Consider the following 24,176-nt stretch of genomic DNA (forward strand, 5'->3'; position numbering starts at 1 on the left):
TTTTGCGTAAAGTGTTAGTGAATCATTAAATAATCAGTATAAATATTAAAGATTAAGTAATGATGATTTACTTCACAAAAGTATTGAGTGTGGCAATGGAAGGGGAGATAAGGCAGTTATATTATCATTAATTCAAAATCCAGAAAAGTAATGAAGGATTAACCTGTTTTAAGATTTTGTTTGGAAAAATAGGATTTTAGTTTATTGGGCTGGTAATATTTTGAGATGAATGCGGGTTTTGCTTAACGCTGGGGAAATATGGCTATTGATAAGCGTGAATACATTTAAAAAAAGTCTCTGTGAATGTGATAAAGGTATTTGATGATTTAGGAAGAAGAACTACTCTGATTTCATCTTTTTAAGGTATGAGAGAAACCAAAATATTTTTTTTATTACAGTTTAAAATGTGTTTTATAAATAAAAATTTGCATTAAAAAAGACAATTTTTCAAATTATGGTGATTATTTAATTGTTTAAAGCATCGAATATTTTTCAAGCATATGTTATTAATTAAGAAAATTTCTTTTCTCAGTATTTTTCTGGTGGGTTTGGTTTCAGCGACATCAGTAAATTCCGTTCCTTTTAAAACCTCTGATGCCCCATTTCTTATTGAGGAATTGAATACCGATGGATTGTATTTCGCGGAGTTCTATGATTATATCTATCGTGGTCATTTCGAGCATGTAGAATTAGCGAGAGAGGACCAACTTTTTTTAATGATTTACTCTAAGTATTTGAGGACTTTTGGTGCGACCTGTCCTGATCAACTGCCGGAAAATAAAGTGGAGATCATGGATCTCATCTGTGTGACCGAAGAAGTGACCACCCAAAATGGAATGGAAACAAGTCGGGTTTGTGTGGAATATGAACGAGTGGGGAGTGGAATTTTTGCTGACCCTGAATTGTATGCTGCTCAATTGAGATTAGAGAAGGAGCAAGCATCTGATTTTTTTCCTAAAACTTTGGAAATGTTATCTGACCCAAACTCTATAGGCAATTCATTAGATATGGTCCATAAGTCAAAAGGCCTATTGGGGGACATGGAGAGGTTTTTTATTCTGAATCCTTGTGAATCTGAAGCCTTAAAGCAGTTTGAAAGAAATCTTATGAATTATGCCCTGAATCAGGAGTCTGATCGACTGGAAGGAGTAAGCAAATATCAGCAAATGAAAGAGTCTGGTGGACCCACTGGAGCTCAGGATTTTACTAAACTATTAGATAACCTTGTCAAAGACCAAGCGAGAACTTGGGTCTTTAATAAGTATCAGGCTGGCAGCATATCCGATGTAGCTATTCAAAGTAAAGATCAGTCAGGAAGGCCTAAAATTATTCAAGCCAATTATAAGTTTTCAGGATTTATGGGGAATAGCCAAGGTTGGGTGCGTGTGTTGTTTGAAAATGGATTACCTGAATGTATAATTTTTTATGATTACCCAGAGAATTGTAAAACTCCAAATTCTGGTATTGTCTCAGACTATGCTGAGGGTGGGTATAGAAAATAAGATTCAGTATTTAGAGAAAAATTCGACGTAAATCGATTCTAAAAAAGAAAAAGACTAACATTTTTCAGTATTGGGCTAAATCAAGATGAGAGTGGGTTTTGAACTTTGCTGTTGTTAAACTTGATAAATGATAAGCTTAATCACTAGTGTTTATTTTCTATTTGAGGTTTTAGAGTTCGCTTGCAAATATTTTAATTCATAAATGAATTTTGAATAGTCCCATATATTCTTAATTGACATCTTTTACCCAAAGTTATGGTTCAAACCTATATTAATTACTTTGAATGATTAACCTTAAAATTTCGCTTGCAACATCATTATATTAAATCTTCTATTAAATGGGGATTTAAGGTGGTTCTAGTTTGAATATGGTGCATACTGAACCTTTGTTTTAATTATTCACATTGATAACTGTAATTATACTCCCATATTCTAGTGACATTCCGACCATTAGAATAAAAAGAATGACTATCTATTACTGAAGTCAATTTGCCATTTTCATCAAAATTATAGGAGAAAGCATAAAATTTATTTGCAGGATAAGTTTGTGCACCTGTATTTATTCTTAAACTAATTATTCTATTTTGAGGAAGCTTACCGAAATACCCTTGTCCATAAAGTATGTTACAGCCTTTTATTTCGCTAGCTAAGACCATAGTGTTTGCAAAGTAGAATGGAGTATGTTTTAAAATCATTGTATTTATATAGGGTTCATCACTGCTGTATTCTAAAGGTGTTTCACTTTCAAATACCGTGAAATTTCCATTTTCATAGCCAATTTTAACTTCAATGTTATTAGACTTATTATTAATCCTAATAAGCTTTTCATCTTCACTATATTCAAAAGTTAAAGTTATGAGAGAACCGGATTGATCGAGTTCAGCCCTGTAAATTAGGTTGGAATCATTTAGGTAGTATTTAACTGATTTTCCCTTTGTAGTGGCTAAGATTTCAGTAGGTGAATAGCTGAATGAAACAATTTGATCCTCCCAAAAATACCCTTGGGTAATTTTGCCCTCTGAATCAATCATAATAGGGTAGTTATTTGTCTCATCAAATACTTCTCCTTCACTATCATATTTTACTTCTAACGATGACAGTGAACAATTTTGTCTTTTTGGTTTTGGATCTTCACTAGAACAAGATGAGATTAGAATTAGTAGACAGAAGAAAAAGACACTAAAAAGTTTCATTTTATTTGTAGTTAATTAAAGTTAAAAAAAACTGGTTTAAAGCGATAAGAAAAGACTTACAATTTCAATATCAGGCTTGATGCAGAGTAGGAGAGGACAGAGCGTAAATAAACAGTCCAGTGGACCGTTTTAGCGATGGGCCAGGTAGCGGGTAGCCCCAACGACTTGAAATGAAAAAAACCAAGCAATTTTTCTATTTTTTAAAAAAAGAGGGATTGACTTCGTCGATCCCTTTTGGGGAATATGGTACAAGCAAAACCCACCTCGCTTCTTTCGGCTTTTTTTGTTGAACTATTCGCTCAAGCAAAGCTTTAAACCTGAGATAATTTCCGATTCTCTAAAAGGGTTGTTTAGCAGAGGAGGAGAGGACAGAGCGTAAATAAACAGTCCAGTGGACTGTTTTAGCGATGGGCCAGGTAGCGGGTAGCCCCGACGACTCGAAATGAAAAAACCCAAGCTATTTTTTTATTTTTTAAAAATAGAGGGATTGACTTCGTCGATCCCGTTTTGAGGGGAGTTACAAAAGAAAAGCCTGCTCTCTTCGTTCGCACAGGCATTTTTACTGATTAGTTGAATCAAGCAAGCTTGAGCAACTAAACGCAAAAAAGCCTTTCCGATCACGGAAAGGCTTTTCTTTTGCAGAGGAGGAGGGATTCGAACCCCCGGTACCTCGCGGTACAACGGTTTTCAAGACCGCCGCATTCGACCACTCTGCCACTCCTCTAGGTCTAAATCAGGATTATTTCCCCTGATTTGGATTGCAAAGGTATTATAAATGTCAACTTTTGCAAAGCCCTTATTTCAATTTTATTCTAAGCCCCTGATTCTTTTGGGATTAATTTTTCAACGAAATCAAAATATCTTATTCGGAACCCAACGATTTGCTGATCCAAAGGTCTACTTCTTCCTCCAATAGATTCAAAGGCAAGGCTCCTTGACCTAATACTAGGTCGTGAAATTTCTTAATATCAAACTTATCTCCCAATTCGCTTTCAGCTTTGCTTCTCAACTCCTGAATCTTGAGCATTCCGATCTTATATCCGGTGGCTTGGCCTGGCATTACCATATATCTTCTCACCTCAGCCTGAATTGCTCCGTCAGCAATAGAGGAGTTGTCCTTGAAATACGCAATGGCTTGAGCTTCTGTCCAACCTTTGGAATGCAATCCAGTGTCAGTAACCAATCGGATGGCTCTCCATATTTCATTGACTAATCTGCCGAAGTCGTAATAGGGATTTTTGTACTGCCCCATTTCCTTTGCTAAGGCTTCAGAATACAAGGCCCAACCTTCTACATAAGCATTGAAAAAGAACTGTGTTCTGAATTTTGGGATTTCCTGTAATTCTTGTTGAATAGAAATCTGCATGTGATGCCCAGGAATCCCTTCATGGTAAGCAACGCCCTCCATGGTTGTTTTAGGCATGGCAGTCATATCAGAAAGGTGAACATAGTAAGTTCCAGGTCTGCTTCCATCAGGTGTGCCCTGAGAGTAATGTTGAGGGGCTCCGTCTTGTTCTCGAAATGGCTCCACACGTTTAACCACTAACTCTGCTTTTGGAAGAATGCCAAAGTAGTCAGGAAGCTTTTGCGAAATGGTGTCTAAGAAGGCACTGGATTCATCTAAATAAGCTTGTCTTCCCTCGTCGGTATTTGGGTAGAAAAACTGTGGGTCTGTATTGACAAATTTGAAAAACTCTTTTAAATCTCCTTCGAATCCAACTTGCTCTTTGATGGCTAGCATTTCTGCTTGAATTCGCTCTACTTCTTTCAATCCAATCTCATGAATTGCTGAAGCCGTAAGATTAGTGGTGGTGGCTTGATTTAATTTAAAATTATAGAATGCTTCACCATCGTGATGTCTGGAAAGCCCAGTTGGTGTCTCTTCAAGGGTCGGTAGTTCCTCATTCAGCCAAACAACTAGGTTTTGGTAAGCAGGCTGAAATGAATCTATTAAGGTTTGCTTTGCTTTCTCCTTCAGTTCTTCAGCTTGCTCGGCATTGATTAACTCTTCTTCTTGAAGCTTATCAATCTTGGAAATGGCATCACTCCATAATGGTGCATCCATTTCAGAACTATCAAATGGTTGTCCCGAAATCAAATTTTCGGATTGGGTGATCACATATTCGTAAGCAAATTTAGGTGGTTTATATCCAGCTGCTGTCTGAACTTTGGCCCTTTCCAAAAGCTGATTCATAGCTCTTCCTAATTCTGCATATCTGGAAATCAAAGCTTCCATATCTTCTAAAGAATCCACCTTATGATAATTGATCAGCATATTGGGAAGGTTAGTGTGCATTCCGGTCATCTGATTAAACATGTAACCTGAGTTTCGGAATTCCCATGCGGTTTTTGCCTGCTCATATTGGTATTCCCATAAATTCCAGGATAGCTGAGCTTCATGATTGATTTGATCATAAGAGAATTTTTCATTCATCTCCTCGACGCTAGCTTTCAACCAATCCAATTTTTCCTTTTCGGCAGATTCACTCATATCATCAATTTCTGAGTAATGATCCTTCCTGCCTTGAGCTGTCAATTGCAGAGGGCTCATTTGAAGGTATTCTTCATATTCTTCATCAAACCATGCATTGAGTGCATCGGTATCATCAGTAGCTTCTTTTTCTTGTTCACAGCTACTCAGAGAGAACATCATAAAAGAAATGCAAAACAGTGGAATTGGAAATTTTAGAAATTTCATAAGGCTTTGGTTTGGTGGGTAATAGGAAACCTATATTTGCTAAAGATAGCATGTACAAGGTTGGAAAATCAATTATAAAGACTTATTTCTGAGGTAATTAATCGTTGTCATTCTTCGCTACAGGAATGTATTTCTCCTCCTCCTCGAATTCTCGCAGCTTCTTATCCTCCTCTACTAAGTCCAGACTCACATTGACCTCAAAGCATACCAATACGATTAATGATGTGATTAGAAGCCAAAGCATCAAAGCGATTAAGGTACCGATGGATCCATAAAGTTTGTTGTAGCTGGCAAAGTTGTTTAGGTAAAATGTGAAGCCATAAAACCCAAGGGTAATCAAAAGTCCTCCTAATCTTGCTCCGGTAGAAAAAAACCTCCATTTGTCGTGGACAGCTGGCGCAAAGCGAAAAATAAATGCGGTGGTGATATAAAACATAAAGAGGAGTACCATAAACTTCAAGGTGGAAAAAAGAAAGATCATGAAGTCAGAATTAAAAAGCTGCAATTCATCCAGCCTTCGAATGATTACACCACCGATGATCATTACAGCACTGGCAGCAAAAATTGTAAGGACTAGGATAAAAACGATACTTGCTGCTATCGCTCTGGTTTGAAAGAAGCCTCGATTTTCTTTGGTTTGGTATACGGAGTTAAAGGAGTTCATCATTGAAACCACGCCTTGAGTGGAGGAAAACAAGGCGAAGAAGAAACCCAAGGAGATTAAGCTTTGTCTGGGTCTAGAGACAATATCCATGATGGTGGTTTCAGCCTGAGCGTAAAGTTCTCCGGGAAGCATTTCCTGGATAAAAGTCAGAATGTTTTGGGTGGTAACAATGGGAATAAAATCCTGCAGGTAAGGGATAATATTCAATAGAAAAAGAATCAAAGGGAAAAGGGCAAGGGTAAAGCTAAAGGCCACAGAACCTGCTCTTTCTACAATATCGTCTTTTTGAAGCTGCTGTATAAATATCCTTCCGACATCATATACGTTTTTGTCAGGATCGCCAAAATGGACTTTTTTAAAATACTTCGCTTTATTTTCCAGACGTTGTCGGAATAATTCAATCTTTTCCTTGACCACAAGCTACTTGATTCTAAAAATACGGTTTCAATAAAGCTAATAAATTCTGCGGAGGTCTCGTCGGAACGTGGCTGTCTTTTTTCAGAAAGGCTAAGGTTGTCCAACCTTTGGTGATTAATTCTTGATTTGGATTATAGACTTCGTATTCAAATTTTATGCGTACGCCAGGAAGTTCAGGGATGGTAGTTTTGATAGTTAATGTTTCATCGTATTTGCCCGGCTTGAAATACTGGTAATGGCTTTCCAGTACTGGCATCATCACACCGTCATCCTCCATTTCCTTATAGCTGAAACCAATGTTTCGCATCGCTTCCACTCTTCCCACTTCAAAATACATGGCATAATTACCATAGTAGACATAACTCATCTGGTCTGTCTCGGCATATCTTACCCGAATTTGAGTTTCTGACTGGTACATGGTTAGTATATTTTTGCAGCATTTAGCGCTGCTTGATATCTCCTTGCATTGGCATTATGCTGAGCTAAATTGGTAGCAAAAGCATGATAGCCTGAAAAATCCTCCTTGGCACAGAAATAAAGATAGTTATGGTCTTGGGGGTTTAACACTGCTTCTAAAGAATTAATATCAGGAAGGTTGATTGGTCCTGGAGGAAGCCCTGGATATTTGTAAGTGTTGTAAGGACTTTCGATTTCCTTATGGACGTTCAGAACTCTTTTGATGGTGAAATCACCTAATGCGAAAACCAATGTTGGATCTGCCTGAAGAGGCATATTTAAATTTAATCGGTTGAGGTAAACTCCGGCAATTTTTGGGCGCTCATCCGATTTTTGGCTTTCCGATTGGACTATGGAAGCTAGAGTGCTAACCTCTTTGGGAGAAAGGCCTAATGCGTTTGCCTTTGCTTTTCTTTCATCCGTCCAAAAAGCCTGATATTCCTTATGCATTCGATCAAAAAGTGCTTCTGGACTGGTGTTCCACCAAACCTCATAAGTATTCGGAATGAACATACTCATGATGGTTTCTTCATTAAAATCAAACTTTCGGATATATACTGAGTCCTGAATTAATTCCAGAAACTGATCTTCATTCATTTCAAGATTGTTGGTGATGCGTTCTGCTAGATCCTCTTTCGTCCGGATATTGTTGAAAGTGATTCTAACAGGCGTTTGGTCTCCTGAGCGAAGAAGGCGAACCAATTCTAAATTGGTCATTTGTGGTTTGACGATATACAATCCAGGTTTGACTGCCTCTTGATAGCCTAGTACTTTGGAAACAAAAGAAAAGCTCACTGCATCATTAATGACCTGATCTTTATACAAGCGATCTGTTACTCCTTTAAATGTGCTATTGCTTGGTATTTTTAAGGTGTAATTTTCGCTAGATTCTATCAAAGTGTTTGGGCTAAAAAACACTTGATAAAAGTAAAAGGACATAGAAATAGCCAAGACCGAGAAGGAAATGATCAAGACTAGAAATATTTTGTTTTTCTTATCGCTACGCATACGGATTCAAAAATAGGAAAAAATAAGTTCCCTGAGATTACACGGGACTTTTCACTTTACGTTCTTTTGCTATCGATTATCTTTATCTATATGAAAACCATCGCCGTAACTTGTGCTATTATTATCCATAATGGAAAGATTTTAATTACTAAAAGATCTGATAAAATGGATTTGGCAGGGTTTTGGGAGTTTCCAGGAGGGAAAGTCGAACCTGATGAGCTTGCTGAAGAATGCTTGAAAAGGGAGATTTTGGAAGAGTTACATATCAAAGTGGAAGTTGGTACAAGACTTTCTTCTTCAAGATTTCAAATTTCTCAGGAAAAAGTAATAGAATTGATGCCTTTTCTTTGCTCTTGGATTTCAGGAGAAATTAAATTGACGGAGCATGAGGAGGTTCGATGGGTTAATATAGGTGAATTGGAAAGCTTCCAATGGGCACCTGCTGATATTCCCATTTATAAGGAAGTTTTAGTAAAATGGCCTTTTAAAGATTAATCAGAAAAATTAAAATCATGGCTGCGGAGCTTATTCGATTGTATGAAGAAAACCCTGATCCTAAAAAGATTCGGGAAATAGCTGCTCTTTTGAGAGATGGGGCAGTTGTGATCTATCCTACGGATACGGTTTATGGACTCGGCTGTGATATCACCAACACCAGAGCTGTAGAGAGGATTTGTAGGATTAAAGGTATTAATCCTAGAAAGCACAATTTCTCATTTGTATGTGCCGATTTAAGTACCATTTCTCATTACACCCGAGTCATTACCAAACCGGTGTTTAAAATGATGAAAAAGGCATTGCCAGGACCTTATACCTTTATTTTGGAAGCTAATACCCAGGTTCCAAAAATTCTTCACAGCAAGAAAAAAACCGTGGGGATTCGTGTGCCCGACCATAAAGTTCCAAGAATGCTGGTGGAGGAATTAGGTCAACCTTTGTTATCTACTTCCATAAGAGATGAGGATGAGGTTTTAGAGTACAGCACAGACCCTGAATTGATCTTTGAAAAATATGAGCATTTAGTGGATGTAGTTATTCATGGAGGTTTTGGTCAAAATATAGGTTCTACAGTCCTGGATTGTACTGGTCATGAAATGGAGATTATTCGTGAAGGACTTGGAAACGTTGAGGAGATTTTATAGTCATCTGAGGCTGGGTATTCGTAAATTGATTTTTTTAGAGTTTTAAAGAAAAATATGAAAAGAGTCGCTGTAGACTTACATTTCCTTCCTTGTATTGAGTTCTTCGTGGCAATCTTAGATGCGGATGAAATCTTGATTTCTCCTCAGGAGTATTATCAGAGACAATCTTATTTGAACCGGGCAAAAATCAGGTTGGCAAATAAAGTGGAAACCCTAAGTGTTCCGATTCAGGGTCGGAGGCCAAGGCTTCCTTTAAACAAAGTATTGATAGATTATCGACAGAATTGGCAGAAAATTCATTTACGCGGAATCCAATCTGCCTATGGTAAGGCACCTTTTTTTGAATTTTATTTTCCATACCTGCAGCCTGTTCTAGAGAAGACACATACTAGTTTGTGGAGTTTAAATCAAGAAATGCTGACAATATGTCTTAAGTTATTGCAATTTAAAGGCAAGGTGACAGTTTGTGAAAACCTCTCAGAGGAGCAAGTGGATTTGGACATAAGGGGGCAAATTATGCCCTCAAGGCCATTTACCGAAAGAAATTACTATCAAGCCTTTCCGTATACCCAACTTTTTGGCTTAGACTTTGAGCCTAACCTGAGTATTATCGATCTTTTGTTTTGTATGGGACCTGAAGCAAAAAAGGTTTTGTTAAGTTCTATAAAAAAATTATGAACAATCTTCAAAAGGATTGTGTTTTTGAAACAAATTCGGTAACATACGTACAGGTATATTAAACAATCAGAAAGGAATTAAATGGAAGCTAAATTTTCAAACAGAGTTAAAGAGGTGATCTCTCTCAGCCGTGAAGAAGCGCTTCGCCTGGGACATGATTATATAGGTACAGAACACCTCTTGCTGGGGATGATCCGAGAGGGTGAAGGTGTAGCTGTTTCCATTCTTAAAAAACTTGGAGTACCACTTGACGAACTAAGGGGTGCTATCGAAAGAGCAGTGAAAGGTACTGCCAATCACAATGTGAAGAATATGGCCAATATTCCTTTGACTAGACAGTCGGAGAAGGTATTGAAAATAACATATTTAGAAGCTAAAATTTTCAAAAGTCAACTGATAGGAACGGAACATCTATTATTGTCCATACTTCGGGATGAAGATAATATTGCTACTCAGATACTGAATAAATTTGATGTCAATTATGACTCTGTCAAAGAGATGCTGGAAATGCAATCCGATGGCGGAGCTTCTCCTACAGCTAGAGCAGAAGCTGAGGATGGAGATGAGGATGGATCAAAATTATTTGGCTCTACAGGTAGTGGATCAGGATCATCTAAATCAGGTACTGAGAAATCAAGAACTCCGGTTTTAGATAATTTCGGTCGCGACCTAACCAAGATGGCCGAAGATGATAAGCTGGATCCTATAATTGGTAGAGAAAAAGAGATTGAGCGTGTCGCTCAAATACTTTCCAGAAGAAAGAAAAACAATCCAATTTTGATCGGTGAGCCAGGTGTGGGTAAAACTGCCATCGCAGAAGGACTTGCACTCAGAATCGTTCAGAAAAAAGTATCCCGTGTTCTCTTTAACAAACGCGTTGTAACCTTAGATCTTGCTTCTTTAGTGGCAGGGACCAAGTATAGAGGTCAGTTTGAGGAGAGAATGAAAGCAGTGATGAATGAATTGGAGAAATCTCCAAATGTGATTCTATTCATTGATGAGCTACATACGATAGTGGGAGCTGGTGGAGCCTCTGGTTCGCTAGATGCTTCCAATATGTTCAAGCCTGCCTTGGCAAGAGGAGAAATCCAATGTATTGGTGCCACTACTCTGGATGAGTATCGTCAATACATCGAAAAAGATGGAGCTTTGGCACGTAGATTCCAAATGGTCATGGTGGATGCCACCTCACCAGAGGAAACAATCCAAATCTTAAATAACATCAAGGATAAATACGAGGATCATCATAATGTAAATTATACCGATGCCGCGATTGATGCCTGTGTAAAACTTTCTGATAGATATATTTCTGATCGTTTCTTGCCAGATAAAGCCATTGATATTTTGGATGAGGCAGGAGCTAGGGTTCACATCAACAATATTCACGTTCCAGATGAAATCCTGAAACTTGAAGCAGAAGTAGAAGATATCAAGACGGAGAAAAACCGAGTAGTGAAATCTCAAAAATATGAGGAAGCAGCTCAGCTCCGAGATAAAGAGAAAAAGTTATTAGAGCAGTTGGATGCTGCCAAAGTCAAATGGGAAGAGGAGTCAAAGACCAAAAGATATGTGGTCGATGAAGAGCATGTAGCTGAGGTAATAGCCATGATGACGGGAGTACCAGCCAAGAGAATTGCTCAGAAAGAGGGAGCGAAGCTTCTTACAATGAATGATGAGTTGGCAGGAAAAGTTATCGGCCAAGATGAAGCAATCAAGAAGTTAACAAAGGCAATTCAAAGAACTAGGGTTGGTTTGAAAGATCCTAAAAAGCCTATTGGTTCCTTTATTTTCCTTGGGCCTACAGGAGTAGGAAAAACAGAGTTAGCGAAAATGCTTGCTACCTATCTGTTTGATAAGGAAGATTCTTTGATCCGCATTGATATGTCTGAATACATGGAGAAATTCTCTGTATCCAGATTAGTAGGAGCGCCTCCAGGATATGTTGGCTATGAAGAAGGTGGTCAATTGACAGAAAAAGTCAGAAGAAAGCCTTATTCAGTAGTCCTTTTGGATGAGATCGAAAAAGCCCATCCAGATGTATTTAATATCTTACTTCAAGTATTGGACGATGGGATTTTGACAGATGGTCTTGGAAGAAGAGTTGATTTTAGAAATACAATCATCATCATGACTTCCAATATCGGAGTAAGAGACTTGAAAGATTTCGGTGCAGGAATCGGTTTTGCAAACAAAGCCAAGAAGGATAATATGGATGATGTAGTGAAGTCTACCATTCAATCTGCTTTGAAAAAAGCCTTTAGTCCTGAATTCTTGAATCGATTAGATGATGTTGTTGTATTCAACTCATTGAACCAAGAGCACTTATTTAAGATCATTGATATCAGTTTGGGTAAGTTGTTCTCCAGAATTACGGACCTTGGCTATCAAATAGAACTCACTGACAAAGCGAAGGGCTTCTTAGCGGAAAAAGGTTATGACCAACAGTATGGCGCAAGACCTCTAAATAGAGCTATTCAGAAATATTTGGAAGATGCTATTGCTGAAGAAATCCTAAAAGGAGATTTGTCAGAAGGAGATGTGATTACAGCAGATTATCCTGGTGAAGGATCAGAATTGGTCATTACCGTAAATAAGAAGGAGAAGGCTGATTAATAGTATTAGCTTAGAAAATAAGAAACCCCGGATAATTGAGATTCGGGGTTTTTGTTTTTTAATGTTTTTGGAAGAGTGTTCTTAATCAGATTGTCAAAATGAAAAACACCAAGGCTGCTGCCAATACCACTATCATCTTTTGAGCTTTTTCTTTATCCTCTTTGCTTACTTTTCGTTTTCTGATTACCAAAATGGCTAAGCCCACAGCGAAAAGTTGAAGGATCAGGCTTACTCCATTCAATGGACCCATAGGAATTTGGAACAATTGAAATTTTGTAATGACAATCGAAATTGTGCCCAAAATGATGCCTACAATCCCAAACAGGAAAGACCTTTCTAATAAAACCCCATCGGGCAAATCACGCCATTTCATAATTACTGAATCTTTTGAAGCTCGAAGATAAACAAAGAAAGAGGATTCTTTAATTTGTGTTTGAAGAGATGGCTTTTTTCCGATCCGAAAAATACTTTTCAATTTCAGAAAGGCTCATGGAATTGAAGGTCATTTCTTTACCTAAACCACCTTTTCTACCCACCAAAACGCCGTATTTCATATCTGCATAACCATCGATTTCATGGGCATCCGGATTGATGGAAAGTTTAACTCCCTGATCCAATGCATAGCGAACCCATCTCCAATCTAAATCTAGTCTCCATGGATTAGCATTGATTTCAATTACCACATTGTTTTTAGCACAGGCATCTATGATTATTCGATGATCTATAGGGTATCCTGCCCTTCTTAATAATAGTCTTCCTGTAGGATGACCAAGTATGGTTGTGTAAGGGTTTTCTATCGCTCTTAAAAGGCGGGTAGTTGCCTTTTTGATATCCATATTGAGGACAGAATGGATGGATGAAACAATGAAGTCAAAGCTTGCTAAAACTTCATCTGGATAATCTAGGCTTCCATCTGGCAAAATATCGCTTTCAATTCCCTTAAAGATTTTGAATGGCGCCATTTCCTCGTTAAGGGAGTCGATTTCCCGGTGCTGCTTTTGTATTCGTTCCACTTCTAGTCCTCCGGCATAAAAAGCAGTTCTACTGTGATCCGAAATACCCAAGTATTCATATCCTAAATCCCGACAGGCTTCAGCCATTTGTCTTAAGCTATGCTTGCCATCACTGTAGGTGGAGTGGTTATGAAGAATTCCTTTCAGGTCTTGATCTGTCAAAAGCTCGGGGATTTTCTTCTCTTTTGCCAAAGCAACTTCGCCGTATCCTTCTCTCAGTTCGGCAGGGATAAATTGTAATTCATTGATTTGATAAAACTCCTTTTCCGAGCTAAAATTCTTTAATGCCAATCTATCTGAAATACTTCCCTTGTCATCGACTAGCTCAGCTAAATGCATTGGACTGGAGCTTAATGCGATTTTTCGACCAGCAAAATCCTTTTTGCTAGAGAAATGAACAGTGATTTGAAGATCTATGTCTTTTACTTTTCCTCTCCATGCAAAGGGGCCAGAAGCGCTCATATCCCAGTCTATAATCTCCCATTTCTTCAACTTTTCTTTTCCTCCAAAAAGGGACTCTAAACCGATCAGCCATTCTGCCTCAGCAATTATTTCCATTTGCCTAGCAAACTCTCCCACGATAGCAATTTCTGCATCAGGGTATAATCCTTTAAGTTCCTGACCTAATTTTTCTATGGTTTCTTCTATGTCTGCATAAAGCCATTTTCCAGCATTGGAGGCTTTAAACTCAAGGTTCTGGATAATGGTCTCTTGGGTTTTTGCCCCGAAGCCTTTAGTGTTTGCTACTTTGCCTGATTGACAGGCTTCCATCAACTCATGGGTACTTGTGATTCCCAGCTCCTCCCAAAGCAATTTCACTTTTTTAGGTCCAAGTCCTTTTATCTGTAGAATTTCCAGTATTCCTGTAGGAGTTTTTTCTAGCAATTCATCCAACAAGGGAAAGCTATCAGTTTCTTTCAAAGCAATAATTGCTTCAAAAATGCTTTTTCCTATTCCTGGAATTTTTTGAAGTTCAGAATCAGATAAATCCATTAAGTCATCGTTTCCTCTATCCAAGGAATTTAATGCACTTTGGTAGCTTCTGACTTTAAATGAATTCTCCTCATGCAATTCCATTAGCTGGATGCAGAGTTTAAGTTTCTTCAGGATGGTCTTGTGATCCAAAATATTTTTATTTGTTTTTGACTAATGAGAGAATTGTCCCGACTTATAGTTTCAATTTAAAGGTCGAAACCTTAACTTAAATTTGAAATTTAATTCTGAAGAAATGAATTATTGGATGGTAAAATCTGAGCCAGGGTCTTATTCTTGGGAAGATTTCAAAAAAGCGAAAGAGGATATTTGGGATGGAGTCAGGAATTATCAGGCAAGAAATTTCCTCAAAGAAATGCAGTTGGGTGATAAAGTACTGTTTTATCATAGTGGAAAAGAAAAAGCAGTGGTAGGAGTGGCAGAAGTTTCAGAAGAGCACTTTCCAGATCCTACGGATGAAAAATGGGAAGCAGTAAAATTAAAAGTAAACAGTCAATTGAAGAATCCCGTTACTTTACATGAAATCAAAGCTGAAGATGCGCTTGCCGATATGTTGATGCTTCGACAAAGTCGCTTATCTGTAATGTCTATGGAAAAAACTGAATTTGATCTGATTCTAAAGATGGGATCATGAAGCCAATTTTCACAATCACCTTATTTATCCTTGTCAATTTTTCACTGCTAGCCCAAGTGAAATTTATTGAAAGGTTTGAAGTTCCTTCTGAATTCTACCAATCAAATTTTGAGATTGCTAGATCTGATGATGGGATTATTGCCTTTAGGACGATTCCGGAAAAGGGGCTCAACTCTAGAAGGAAGTTACAGTACTTTACTACCAACACTTCTCTTGATTCTACTGACCTAATAGAATTTCCTGTTAAAGAAGGCTTCGATATTTTAGGATATGACCTAGACGACAACTTTTTGTTTCTATTATTTCAAAAAGGTAGTAGTTACAACGCAGATAAATACATTTTCAAGATCGATCTTGATACTAAAAGGGGGCTTGAGTTTGATGCCAATAACCTCTTAGACATGCAGCTAATCGAATTTTTGGTTGAGGACGATAAAGCTATCTTTTTAGGGTCTACTGATAAAAATCCAGCGCTTCAGATTTTAGATTTAAAAACTTCTTCTGTTCATACAGTACAAGGAATTTATAATCCATCCACTCAAATTCTTCAATTGAGAAAAGTGCCTGAATACAAAGAAATAGAGTTAGTGATCAGTAAAGAATACAATCGGAGAAGCAAAGAGATTTTAATCAATACCTATGATTTGGAAGGAAACTTAATGCGCGAAGTTAAGGTGCAGGACTTTGCTCAGAAAGACCAAGAAATCATGGATGCATTGCTTCTTCCTATCAATAATTACCAGCAGTCAATGATAGGTGCTTTTGGGATTGAAAGAAGAAGCCTCTACCAAGGTATGTATGTCATGGATATTAATGAGTTTGGCGAGTATGGAGTCAAGCTCTATACTTTAGAAGATTTTCCAAACTTCTATAATTATTTAGAGGACAAGCAGAAGCAAAAAAAGCAAGAAGAGATTTTAAAAGACATAGAAAAAGGAAAAGAACTCAATATTTCTAATATCTATTCTATCCGGGATGTTTATACCACTCCGGAAGCCTATTATGTTTATTTTGATCACTATAATATCGTCAATGCCAGGGGGAGTACGAGACCAGGAGCCTATTCTCCTTCCAGTATGTATCGTTATGATCGAACCCGAAGAATGGGATATACACCCTATTTTTCAGATCCTTTTTACCAATCAACCCTTCCTAATAACGGCTCCTATCAAGTAACCACAGAATTTCACTATATCTCTTCTCATTTTGCTAAAATAGCGAAGGCAGGAAATGTGATATGGGATAACTCTAGTTCTTACGGAGATTTTGTAACGACTTATTCAGATCCTTTTGGAGAAATGGCAGTTGTTGGAGAGGATGTGTATCACATGTATGTTGAAAATCTCGATATCGTTGCCAGTTATTTTAAAAATGGTGAGAAAATTTTTGAAAACCAGTATTTTGAAATTGAGTTAATCGATGAAGAAGAAAGAATAAGAGATACCGATGTGGAGAGTCTCCGATTGTTTCATTGGTACGATAGGTACTTCTTACTTAGTGGCATGCAGAAGATTCGATTCTTATCTGAAGATGGTAAAGAAGAGGTCAGAGAGGTGTTCTTTGTAAGTAAAATTTTAATTGATGGAGATTTGTACCAGCCTGAAGAAGCTCAGGACTAGAAATTCTTTCTATATTTACCCCCAAATCTAACCCATGCAAAAACGGCTAGTCTTAGACGAAAAACAAATTGCAATCACCCTCAGGAGATTTTGCCATCAGCTGATCGAAAATCATGATGATTTCGAAAATACTGTGCTTTTGGGACTCCAGCCTAGAGGTACTTTGGTAGTTGACAAAATCGTAGAATTGTTAGAGGAGATTTCCGGAGTTACCGTACCTTCTGGCTACCTAGATGCTACTTTCCATAGAGATGATTTCAGAAGGAGAGATCTTCCATTAACTGCAAATGAGACGAAAATCAACTTTTTAGTAGAAGGTAAAAAGGTGGTTTTGGTTGATGATGTGCTTTATAAAGGCCGCTCTGTCCGGGCTGCAATGGATGCTATGATCGCATTTGGGAGACCCCAGAAAGTAGAGTTAATGGTCTTGGTGGACAGGAAACTCACTCGGGATTATCCAATTATGCCTGATTATTTTGGCGTTAGAATCAATACATTAGAGAGTCAATATGTGGTCGTGGAATGGAAAGAGAAAGGACACGAGGAAGACGCAATTTGGATCACCGAGAAAGATAAAAGTTAACCATGTCTCAACTCAGCACAAGACATCTGCTAGGCATCAAAAACATCTCTGAAGATGATGTTCAGTTGATATTACAAACGGCAGCGAATTTTAAAGAAGTTATCAACCGTCCGATTAAGAAAGTACCTTCTCTTAGAGATATCACGATCGCCAATGTGTTTTTTGAAAACTCTACTCGGACTAGGCTATCATTTGAACTTGCAGAAAAGAGACTTTCTGCAGATGTAGTAAATTTTTCTTCCGGGAATAGTTCCGTTAAAAAAGGAGAAACCCTGGTAGATACAGTAAACAATATTCTTTCCATGAAAGTGGATATGGTGGTCATGAGACATTCCAGTCCCGGAGCACCCCATTTTTTAAGTAGAAATGTTTCTGCGAATATTGTAAATGCGGGTGACGGAACTCACGAGCACCCTACCCAAGCCTTGTTGGATTCATTTTCCATCAAAGAGAAGCTGGGAGATGTTGCAGGAAAAAAAGTAGCGATTATTGGTGATATCCTACACTCCAGAGTAGCGCTTTCCAATATTTTCTGCCTACAAAAATTAGGGGCCGAAGTGATGGTGTGTGGACCAATTACCTTGCTGCCAAAGCATATAGCTAGCCTTGGTGTGAAAGTAGAACTGGACGTTCGAAAGGCTCTCCAATGGTGTGATGTGGCAAACGTATTGAGAATTCAATTAGAGCGTCAGCAAATCAAATATTTCCCTAGCCTTCGAGAATATTCCCTCTATTATGGCATCAATAGAAAAATGCTCGAAGAATTGGATAAAGAGATTGTAATTATGCATCCGGGGCCTATCAACAGAGGCGTTGAATTGAGCTCTGATGTGGCAGACTCCGAACATGCAATTATTTTAGAGCAAGTTCAAAATGGTGTGGCAGTGCGAATGGCAGTGCTTTACCTTCTTGCTGGCGCAAAGGGTTAAATTAAAGATTGATCAAATTGCATTTAGAGGAAATCTATTGGCTTCCTTAATTCCAAAGGGAATTCCATCGACCTCCCCCAACGTAAAAACCGAGGGTAAAACCAAAATACTGGTTAATGGCCTCGCCAATAACGTCTCCTGAAGCATTTTGTAGATTGCTGTTGGGGACAAAATTGTATTCTGCACCTAATCTGAATTTACCAAGCTCTAAGCCCGCTCTTACCATAGGAGCCCATTTGAAGTCAGCTGCTAAGTCCCCAAAGTTATCCGGATCATCAAAGTCTCCACTATTTACCTCAATACTACTCAATGCAAAATAACCAAAACCAGCTCCAATAAATGGCGCTAATTGGTTTTTTCCTTTATTGAAATAATAGTCAAAAGTCCCTGTTACTGAGAAGTTACCAGAAATTTCACCCTCATAATCATCAGCGATATCATAGTAGGTAACATCTTTTGCGAGTGCTGCTACTCCAAACCTTAACCCAACATTCATATTGTCTTTTAAATTGATCTTGGGCTCGATATTTACTAATGCACCGATTCCCCCATCTTTAGGGATGGCAGGACCTAAATCCATTCCTATTCTGAATCTCCCTTCTTGTTGGGAAAAAGCAAAAGGAATACAAGCGATGATGAGAAGTAGTGTGAGGATCTTTTTCATGGAAATGCAGTTTTTGTGAATTTCGGAATACAAAAAAGGTTTCAAATCTTAGAATTCCTAAGACACAGGATGTAGTTTTAGGTTCAAATATAAAAATATGCTGATAGTCAACAATCTTGTCAAAAAGTACGGGAAGCAAAATGCGGTAGATGACATTTCATTTGAGCTAAAAGGAGGAGAGGTTGTTGGTTTATTAGGCCCCAATGGAGCTGGGAAAAGTACCACGATGAAGTGCATTGTTGGACTGCTAAGAAAAAGCTCTGGTGAGATCACTATAGGCGATCATCATCATTTATCATTGGAGGCAAAAAAGATGTTTAGCTACATCCCCGAAACCCCTTATGTGTATGATATGTTGACGGTTTGGGAGCATTTTCAGTTTGTTGCTCAGGCTTACCATGTGGAGGATTGGAAAGAAAAAGCAACTGAACTAATGGAGCTTTTCGAGCTTGATGATAAGAAAGATAAATTGGGGAGAGATTTGTCCAAAGGGATGAGACAAAAAGTCTCCATTTGTTGTGCTTTAATACCAGATCCGCAAGTATTGTTTTTTGATGAGCCTATGATTGGTTTGGATCCTAAGGCAATAAAGAACACTCGTCAAATATTTAGGAAATTAAAGGAAGAAGGAAAGACCATATTAGTAAGTACCCACTTGATCGATAGTGTAGAGTCCATTGCTGACAGAATTATGATTCTTAAAAACGGAAAAATTCTAGGTAATGACACCATTTCCAATTTGAAAAAACAGTTTGTTCAGGAGGAAGGAAGTACTTTGGAAGACTTATTTTTAGAATTGACCAAAGATGAATGAAATCCGCTTACTCTTAAGGAAAGACTTACTCATACTGGTCAACAACCTTAAGTTAATTCTTAGAAATCCGCTTCGACTGCTTCCCTATGCTGGCCTTTTGGCTTATTTCTTTTTCATCTATACGATGAGAATGAGAAATAGGGAAGATCAGCCACTTCAGTCTCCTGATTTAGAGGGTTTGCCATCAGTGGATTTTGCGATGCAGAATCTGATTGGTGGGTTCACCTTATTGGCCTTGATTTTCTTTATATACCAACTCTACCGAGCCACAAAAAGTAATGTGAGTTTTTTTAAAATGGCAGATGTGAATTTGCTATTTACAGCTCCAGTTAAACCTGAGAATATCCTGATTTACTATATGGCCAGGTCTTTTCTACCTGCCTTAGGTGGGAGCATTCTGTTTATTATATACGGAGCAGGTCAAGTAGCTGATAAACTTGAGTTGACAGCGGTAAACATCACTTTTCTGATGCTAGGCTTTGCTCTTTTCTTTTTTATGGTTTCCCCGCTGAGATTTTTGATCTATACACTTCATACAAAATATGGTGTGATGTCTTATATCAAAAATGGTATAGTGATTCTTGGTGGAACATTGACCTTGATGATTGTGATCCCAGGATTGCTTGCAGAGAAATTTTGGATGGGAATGTTCAGCTGGATAAGTTCTCCTTGGTTTGATTTTTTTCCAATTGTAGGATGGAGTAGGGGGATTATGACCTATGTAGGACATCAAAACATCATCCTATCATTAGGTTTTCTCTGTTTATATGGATTGGCCTATTTTTCTGTCGTGAAGTTGGTTATTTATTTTTCTGGCTATTACTACGAGGATGTGCTAGAGGCCACTAAGAGCAATGAAGAGAAGCTTGAAAAAGTAAGAGGAAAGAAGCATGCTTCAGAGAGCAACTTTAATCTGAATTCAAAAAAGAAATTGGATTTGGCTAATTTCGGATTTGGAGCGAAAGCATTTTACTGGAGAAATTATGTGCATTCTAGCAGGCAGGATTTTCATCCGATTTTTGGTATTTATTCCATGATTATGGCTGGGATAGGGATTGTTTTTTCGATCCTATCCCATTTTGATTGGTTCTCACACATTGTCTTTTATGTGTACATGATGATTTTGTTTGTTTTTTATTTCCTAGCGGGAATAGGAAGGGCTTCCGTGGGAGACTTAAAGAAACCCTATTTTATCTTAGTCCCTGCTACATGGGGAGCCAAGTTCTTTAATATTATCAAGCTCGATTTAGTGCAGATTTTGACTTTCTCGGCTATCATGATTATTCCGTCGGTATTTATTGCTGGACTAAACTGGGCTTTAATTCCTTTGTTTTTACTAGGAATGTTTGGCTTTTATTTAACAGGTTTTGCGATCAATGTGATCCCTCAGGTAGCTTTGGAAGAAAGCTGGGATAGGTTTTTAATCAAACCTTTACTCATTGGTGGAATCTTCATTTTTGGAATTATTCCTTCTGGAGTGGCTGCTCTAATTGTCTTTATTTTAACCAAGCAATTTGTCTTTGGCTTATTGACATTGGTTCTGGGAATTGGTTTTGTTACCGCCATCTTAATGCACGTGACGCTTGATGTGATCAAAAGAGTTGAGTTCAAGGAAGTATAGTCAAGCACTTGGTTTTCGAAGTAATTTTCATTTGATTTTGTATATAAACTCGACAGGCCAATAAATTCCTGTATTTTTGAACTCCAAATATGACCGACTATGATCTATAATTCCATCATTGATACCATCGGAAATACACCGATGATCCGACTGAATAACCTAGCCAAAGACATTAAAGGAGAGGTATTGGTAAAAGTAGAATACTTTAATCCCGGGAACTCCATGAAAGACCGCATGGCTATCAAAATGGTGGAGGATGCGGAAAAAGCAGGGCTTTTGAAGCCTGGAGGAACCATTATCGAAGGGACATCTGGTAACACCGGGATGGGACTTGCTTTGGCTGCTGTTGCAAAAGGCTATAAGTGTATTTTTACCATGGCAGATAAGCAGTCTAAAGAGAAAATTGATATTCTAAAAGCTGTAGGAGCCGAAGTGATCGTTTGTCCAACCAATGTTTCTCCAGAAGATCCTAGGTCTTATTATTCAGTAGCTAGAAAGCTGAATGCAGATATACCCAATTCATTTTACCCTAATCAGTACGATAACCTTTCGAATACGGCAGCTCATTATGAGACTACAGGTCCAGAAATTTGGAAGGATACAGAAGGCAAAATAACGCATTATGCGGCCGGTGTTGGGACGGGCGGTTCCATGTGTGGTACAGCCCAGTACTTAAAAGAGCAAAATGCAGATGTGGTGACTGTAGGGATTGATACTTATGGCTCAGTTTTTAAGAAGTACAAAGAGACTGGGGTTTTTGATGAGAAGGAAGTGTACCCTTATCTGACAGAAGGTATTGGTGAGGATATATTGCCAAAGAATGTCAACTTTGATATGATTGATCACTTTGTAAAAGTGACTGATAAAGATGCTGCAGTAATGACCCGAAGATTAGCTAAAGAAGAGGGCTTGTTTGTAGGGTGGTCTTGTGGATCTGCTGTGCATGGAGCTTTAGAATGGGCCAAAGAAAATTTAAAAGAAGGAGATCAGATGGTGGTGATCTTGCCAGACCACGGAACGCGCTATCTAGGAAAAATTTATAATGATGATTGGATGAGGAATCATGGGTTCCTGGAAGATAGAACTTATTCGAAGGCACGAGATATCATTGCTCAGAGAAGCGGTAGCTATACATTGGTATCCACCAAGAAGACGGATTCTGTAAGAGATGCTATTCACCTGATGAACAATACCAGCGTTTCCCAAATTCCTGTGATGGAAAATGGAGAAGTAGTAGGGAGTTTGACGGATAATAAGCTATTGGCAAAGATTATTGAAAACCCTGCTCTCAAGGATGCCAAGGTTTCTGAAGTCATGGAGGAATCCATGCACTTTGTTGCCATGGATAGTACATTGGATGTGCTTTCATCAATGGTAGATAAAGAGAAAGCTGTTTTGGTGAGAGATGTGCAGGATCAGATTCATATCATCACTAAGCATGATATTCTAGATGCCTTTACCAAGTAATTAAAAAAGAATGGATCAAAACAAACTTCATCGAATCATCGATTCGGGGGTGGATTTTAATATTTCACAAATCATTGACAAGGCCTGGGAGCTTTTTAAAGCCCGGGCCATGTTTCATATAGGCTTTGCTTTTTTAATCGGATCGATTCAGGCATTTTTTTCTATTTATCTGGAAGATTATGCCTTTATCTACTCAATCTTCATAGCACCTCCGCTGGTTGCAGGATTTTATCTTGTGGGAAATCGGATGACTCAAGGTGAGTATTTTGACTTTCAAAATTACTTTGATGGATTCAAGTATATTCTTCCATTGATTATTGTGAATTTAATTTCTTCGATCCTGATAGTTTGTGGGCTGATATTATTGATTGTTCCGGGGATCTATTTGGGAGTAGGCTATATGTTTAGCTTGCTTTTTGTACTTTTTGGAGGGTTTGATTTTTGGCAGGCAATGGAATTTAGCCGAAGGCTTATCCATAAAAATTGGTGGAAATTCTTCGGGTTTGGATTGGTTTTGATTTTGCTCAATATTGGAGGCTTTCTGTTCTTAATAGTAGGGCTCTTAGTTTCCATTCCTGTTACCTATCTATCAGTGTATGTTCTTTTTGAGGAACTGACGATTGATGCAGCGGATACAATTGATGAGGGGATTCATCCAGAACAGCAAGGACTTTAAGAGAGAAATTAATCTATTGGCATTTTTTCTTCAATAAACGTTTCCAGTTCTATTCGGCATTTTTGTATAAATGCCTCCAGTTCTTGGGATTGGGAATCAGGTGGATCAATGGGGTTTAAAAAATAAATTCGAACCTTTCCCGGGCTTAATAAATAGGAACCTCTTTGATGGATTTGAGCTGCTCCAATGATAGCAATGGGATAAATAGGAATACCAGTTTCTATAGAAAGTCGGAATACTCCTTTATGGAATGGTAGTAAAATCTTGTCAGAGTCATTCCTAGTTCCTTCTGGAGAAACTACAATTGAGATTCCTTTTTCAAGAATCTGAACCAGTTTCGCTAAACTTTCCTTTCTAGATTCAGGATTTTCTCGATCTACCCAAACTGTCAGCCTACTTATTAAGAATCCAAAGACCGGAATGTTTTTGAGTTCTTTCTTGCCAAGTGCTCGCACTTGCTGGGGGATGGCTACTGGGATGATGGGTGCATCAAAGAAAGAGCTATGATTGAAAATATAGATATAGGGTTTTTGAAGGTCTATTTTTTCTCGACCATGAATTTCAAAACGAAAACCTGATAAGAATGACCAAGTCCTTGCCCAAACCCGGATAAAGAAAAATGATATCGTGCCTGCTTTATCACTTAATAGGACTGGAATAAGAATAAAGGGACCTAGAATCAGCATGAGGATACTGAAAATTAGGAGGGAATAAACAGTAAAAATTGCTTGAAAGATCTTTTGCATTCCAAGAATTGGTTACATTTGGGTTCGAATTAATCCTTTTAACTCT

22 protein-coding genes and 1 tRNA gene are annotated in these 24,176 nt (G+C 38.1%); 13 read left to right on the forward strand and 10 right to left on the reverse strand.

Annotated elements, in window-relative coordinates; all coding sequences use genetic code 11:
• Positions 1 to 500 precede the first annotated feature (500 nt).
• Positions 501 to 1,502 (forward strand): hypothetical protein, encoded by a 1,002-nt coding sequence (locus ALPR1_RS06135; protein ID WP_008199238.1) that lies wholly within the window; start codon positions 501 to 503, stop codon positions 1,500 to 1,502.
• A gap of 395 nt (positions 1,503 to 1,897) precedes the next feature.
• On the opposite strand, the gene ALPR1_RS06140 is transcribed toward ALPR1_RS06135, so the two are convergent.
• The 6 genes from ALPR1_RS06140 to mltG form a co-directional block, all read right to left on the reverse strand.
• The gene (locus ALPR1_RS06140) at positions 1,898 to 2,695 is read right to left on the reverse strand and encodes a DUF4595 domain-containing protein (RefSeq protein ID WP_008199239.1); all 798 of its coding nucleotides are present in this window, start codon (positions 2,693 to 2,695) and stop codon (positions 1,898 to 1,900) included.
• Positions 2,696 to 3,334: 639 nt separating this feature from the next.
• Positions 3,335 to 3,419, reverse strand: a tRNA-Ser gene (locus ALPR1_RS06145).
• A 138-nt stretch (positions 3,420 to 3,557) separates the two neighbouring features.
• Positions 3,558 to 5,393 carry a DUF885 domain-containing protein gene (locus tag ALPR1_RS06150; protein ID WP_008199240.1) on the reverse strand — a complete coding sequence of 612 codons (1,836 nt, stop codon included), beginning with the start codon at positions 5,391 to 5,393 and terminating at the stop codon, positions 3,558 to 3,560.
• A gap of 97 nt (positions 5,394 to 5,490) precedes the next feature.
• Complete coding sequence (locus ALPR1_RS06155) at positions 5,491 to 6,474, reverse strand: YihY/virulence factor BrkB family protein (protein ID WP_008199241.1); 984 nt, start codon at positions 6,472 to 6,474, stop codon at positions 5,491 to 5,493.
• 13 nt (positions 6,475 to 6,487) lie between these two features.
• Positions 6,488 to 6,892, reverse strand: a complete 405-nt coding sequence (locus ALPR1_RS06160) for an acyl-CoA thioesterase (protein ID WP_008199245.1) — start codon at positions 6,890 to 6,892, stop codon at positions 6,488 to 6,490.
• Positions 6,893 to 6,894: 2 nt separating this feature from the next.
• The gene (gene mltG, locus ALPR1_RS06165; protein WP_008199251.1) at positions 6,895 to 7,938 is read right to left on the reverse strand and encodes an endolytic transglycosylase MltG; all 1,044 of its coding nucleotides are present in this window, start codon (positions 7,936 to 7,938) and stop codon (positions 6,895 to 6,897) included.
• 90 nt (positions 7,939 to 8,028) lie between these two features.
• Between mltG and ALPR1_RS06170 the strand changes: the two genes are divergently transcribed.
• The 4 genes from ALPR1_RS06170 (at position 8,029) to ALPR1_RS06185 (ending at position 12,371) form a co-directional block, all read left to right on the forward strand.
• A complete protein-coding gene (locus ALPR1_RS06170) occupies positions 8,029 to 8,433 on the forward strand; it encodes a (deoxy)nucleoside triphosphate pyrophosphohydrolase (RefSeq protein ID WP_008199253.1) in 405 nt (134 codons plus the stop codon).
• A gap of 17 nt (positions 8,434 to 8,450) precedes the next feature.
• Positions 8,451 to 9,080, forward strand: coding sequence for an L-threonylcarbamoyladenylate synthase (locus tag ALPR1_RS06175; RefSeq protein WP_008199255.1), 630 nt, complete (start codon positions 8,451 to 8,453; stop codon positions 9,078 to 9,080).
• A 54-nt stretch (positions 9,081 to 9,134) separates the two neighbouring features.
• Complete coding sequence (locus ALPR1_RS06180) at positions 9,135 to 9,758, forward strand: WbqC family protein (protein WP_008199256.1); 624 nt, start codon at positions 9,135 to 9,137, stop codon at positions 9,756 to 9,758.
• A gap of 81 nt (positions 9,759 to 9,839) precedes the next feature.
• Positions 9,840 to 12,371 (forward strand): ATP-dependent Clp protease ATP-binding subunit, encoded by a 2,532-nt coding sequence (locus ALPR1_RS06185; RefSeq protein WP_008199258.1) that lies wholly within the window; start codon positions 9,840 to 9,842, stop codon positions 12,369 to 12,371.
• Positions 12,372 to 12,456: 85 nt separating this feature from the next.
• On the opposite strand, the gene ALPR1_RS06190 is transcribed toward ALPR1_RS06185, so the two are convergent.
• Complete coding sequence (locus ALPR1_RS06190; protein ID WP_008199259.1) at positions 12,457 to 12,744, reverse strand: hypothetical protein; 288 nt, start codon at positions 12,742 to 12,744, stop codon at positions 12,457 to 12,459.
• Between the two features lie 49 nt (positions 12,745 to 12,793).
• A complete protein-coding gene (locus tag ALPR1_RS06195; protein ID WP_040302600.1) occupies positions 12,794 to 14,509 on the reverse strand; it encodes a helix-hairpin-helix domain-containing protein in 1,716 nt (571 codons plus the stop codon).
• A 103-nt stretch (positions 14,510 to 14,612) separates the two neighbouring features.
• Between ALPR1_RS06195 and ALPR1_RS06200 the strand changes: the two genes are divergently transcribed.
• From ALPR1_RS06200 to ALPR1_RS06215, 4 genes are read left to right on the forward strand one after another with little or no spacing between them, the layout of a single operon-like run.
• Positions 14,613 to 15,011: an EVE domain-containing protein gene (locus ALPR1_RS06200; protein ID WP_040303298.1), complete on the forward strand. Its 399-nt coding sequence runs from the start codon at positions 14,613 to 14,615 to the stop codon at positions 15,009 to 15,011.
• Entirely contained in the window at positions 15,008 to 16,630 is a 1,623-nt protein-coding gene (locus tag ALPR1_RS06205) for a hypothetical protein (RefSeq protein ID WP_008199265.1), read from the forward strand. Before ALPR1_RS06200 ends, ALPR1_RS06205 begins: the two co-directional genes overlap by 4 nt.
• Before the next feature lie 34 nt (positions 16,631 to 16,664).
• Positions 16,665 to 17,213: a bifunctional pyr operon transcriptional regulator/uracil phosphoribosyltransferase PyrR gene (pyrR, locus tag ALPR1_RS06210; RefSeq protein ID WP_008199266.1), complete on the forward strand. Its 549-nt coding sequence runs from the start codon at positions 16,665 to 16,667 to the stop codon at positions 17,211 to 17,213.
• 2 nt (positions 17,214 to 17,215) lie between these two features.
• On the forward strand, positions 17,216 to 18,142 hold the full coding sequence (locus ALPR1_RS06215) for an aspartate carbamoyltransferase catalytic subunit (RefSeq protein WP_008199267.1): 927 nt from the start codon (positions 17,216 to 17,218) through the stop codon (positions 18,140 to 18,142).
• Between the two features lie 46 nt (positions 18,143 to 18,188).
• On the opposite strand, the gene ALPR1_RS06220 is transcribed toward ALPR1_RS06215, so the two are convergent.
• Complete coding sequence (locus tag ALPR1_RS06220; RefSeq protein ID WP_008199268.1) at positions 18,189 to 18,806, reverse strand: hypothetical protein; 618 nt, start codon at positions 18,804 to 18,806, stop codon at positions 18,189 to 18,191.
• A gap of 97 nt (positions 18,807 to 18,903) precedes the next feature.
• Here ALPR1_RS06220 and ALPR1_RS06225 point away from each other — a divergent pair, with 97 nt between their 5' ends.
• From ALPR1_RS06225 to ALPR1_RS06240, 4 genes are all read left to right on the forward strand, one after another.
• Entirely contained in the window at positions 18,904 to 19,620 is a 717-nt protein-coding gene (locus ALPR1_RS06225) for an ABC transporter ATP-binding protein (protein WP_008199269.1), read from the forward strand.
• Entirely contained in the window at positions 19,613 to 21,241 is a 1,629-nt protein-coding gene (locus tag ALPR1_RS06230) for a putative ABC exporter domain-containing protein (protein WP_008199270.1), read from the forward strand. Before ALPR1_RS06225 ends, ALPR1_RS06230 begins: the two co-directional genes overlap by 8 nt.
• 99 nt (positions 21,242 to 21,340) lie before the next feature.
• Positions 21,341 to 22,708: a pyridoxal-phosphate dependent enzyme gene (locus tag ALPR1_RS06235; protein ID WP_008199274.1), complete on the forward strand. Its 1,368-nt coding sequence runs from the start codon at positions 21,341 to 21,343 to the stop codon at positions 22,706 to 22,708.
• 10 nt (positions 22,709 to 22,718) lie between these two features.
• The gene (locus tag ALPR1_RS06240) at positions 22,719 to 23,384 is read left to right on the forward strand and encodes a DUF2189 domain-containing protein (protein WP_008199275.1); all 666 of its coding nucleotides are present in this window, start codon (positions 22,719 to 22,721) and stop codon (positions 23,382 to 23,384) included.
• Between the two features lie 8 nt (positions 23,385 to 23,392).
• Here the strand turns inward: ALPR1_RS06240 and ALPR1_RS06245 are convergent, their stop codons facing one another.
• Positions 23,393 to 24,130 carry a lysophospholipid acyltransferase family protein gene (locus ALPR1_RS06245; RefSeq protein WP_008199276.1) on the reverse strand — a complete coding sequence of 246 codons (738 nt, stop codon included), beginning with the start codon at positions 24,128 to 24,130 and terminating at the stop codon, positions 23,393 to 23,395.
• Positions 24,131 to 24,176: the final 46 nt, after the last annotated feature.

Source organism: Algoriphagus machipongonensis, from assembly GCF_000166275.1.
Lineage (GTDB): Bacteria > Bacteroidota > Bacteroidia > Cytophagales > Cyclobacteriaceae > Algoriphagus > Algoriphagus machipongonensis.

Coding starts and splice junctions, on each gene's coding strand:
- ALPR1_RS06150 (WP_008199240.1), bottom strand. CDS start 5,393: ATGAAATTTCTAAAATTTCCAATTCCACTGTTTTGCATTTCTTTTATG.
- ALPR1_RS06160 (WP_008199245.1), bottom strand. CDS start 6,892: ATGTACCAGTCAGAAACTCAAATTCGGGTAAGATATGCCGAGACAGAC.
- ALPR1_RS06175 (WP_008199255.1), top strand. CDS start 8,451: ATGGCTGCGGAGCTTATTCGATTGTATGAAGAAAACCCTGATCCTAAA.
- ALPR1_RS06235 (WP_008199274.1), top strand. CDS start 21,341: ATGATCTATAATTCCATCATTGATACCATCGGAAATACACCGATGATC.
- ALPR1_RS06225 (WP_008199269.1), top strand. CDS start 18,904: ATGCTGATAGTCAACAATCTTGTCAAAAAGTACGGGAAGCAAAATGCG.
- ALPR1_RS06215 (WP_008199267.1), top strand. CDS start 17,216: ATGTCTCAACTCAGCACAAGACATCTGCTAGGCATCAAAAACATCTCT.
- ALPR1_RS06135 (WP_008199238.1), top strand. CDS start 501: ATGTTATTAATTAAGAAAATTTCTTTTCTCAGTATTTTTCTGGTGGGT.
- ALPR1_RS06200 (WP_040303298.1), top strand. CDS start 14,613: ATGAATTATTGGATGGTAAAATCTGAGCCAGGGTCTTATTCTTGGGAA.
- ALPR1_RS06185 (WP_008199258.1), top strand. CDS start 9,840: ATGGAAGCTAAATTTTCAAACAGAGTTAAAGAGGTGATCTCTCTCAGC.
- mltG (WP_008199251.1), bottom strand. CDS start 7,938: ATGCGTAGCGATAAGAAAAACAAAATATTTCTAGTCTTGATCATTTCC.
- pyrR (WP_008199266.1), top strand. CDS start 16,665: ATGCAAAAACGGCTAGTCTTAGACGAAAAACAAATTGCAATCACCCTC.
- ALPR1_RS06230 (WP_008199270.1), top strand. CDS start 19,613: ATGAATGAAATCCGCTTACTCTTAAGGAAAGACTTACTCATACTGGTC.
- ALPR1_RS06205 (WP_008199265.1), top strand. CDS start 15,008: ATGAAGCCAATTTTCACAATCACCTTATTTATCCTTGTCAATTTTTCA.
- ALPR1_RS06245 (WP_008199276.1), bottom strand. CDS start 24,130: ATGCAAAAGATCTTTCAAGCAATTTTTACTGTTTATTCCCTCCTAATT.
- ALPR1_RS06240 (WP_008199275.1), top strand. CDS start 22,719: ATGGATCAAAACAAACTTCATCGAATCATCGATTCGGGGGTGGATTTT.
- ALPR1_RS06170 (WP_008199253.1), top strand. CDS start 8,029: ATGAAAACCATCGCCGTAACTTGTGCTATTATTATCCATAATGGAAAG.
- ALPR1_RS06190 (WP_008199259.1), bottom strand. CDS start 12,744: ATGAAATGGCGTGATTTGCCCGATGGGGTTTTATTAGAAAGGTCTTTC.
- ALPR1_RS06180 (WP_008199256.1), top strand. CDS start 9,135: ATGAAAAGAGTCGCTGTAGACTTACATTTCCTTCCTTGTATTGAGTTC.
- ALPR1_RS06140 (WP_008199239.1), bottom strand. CDS start 2,695: ATGAAACTTTTTAGTGTCTTTTTCTTCTGTCTACTAATTCTAATCTCA.
- ALPR1_RS06220 (WP_008199268.1), bottom strand. CDS start 18,806: ATGAAAAAGATCCTCACACTACTTCTCATCATCGCTTGTATTCCTTTT.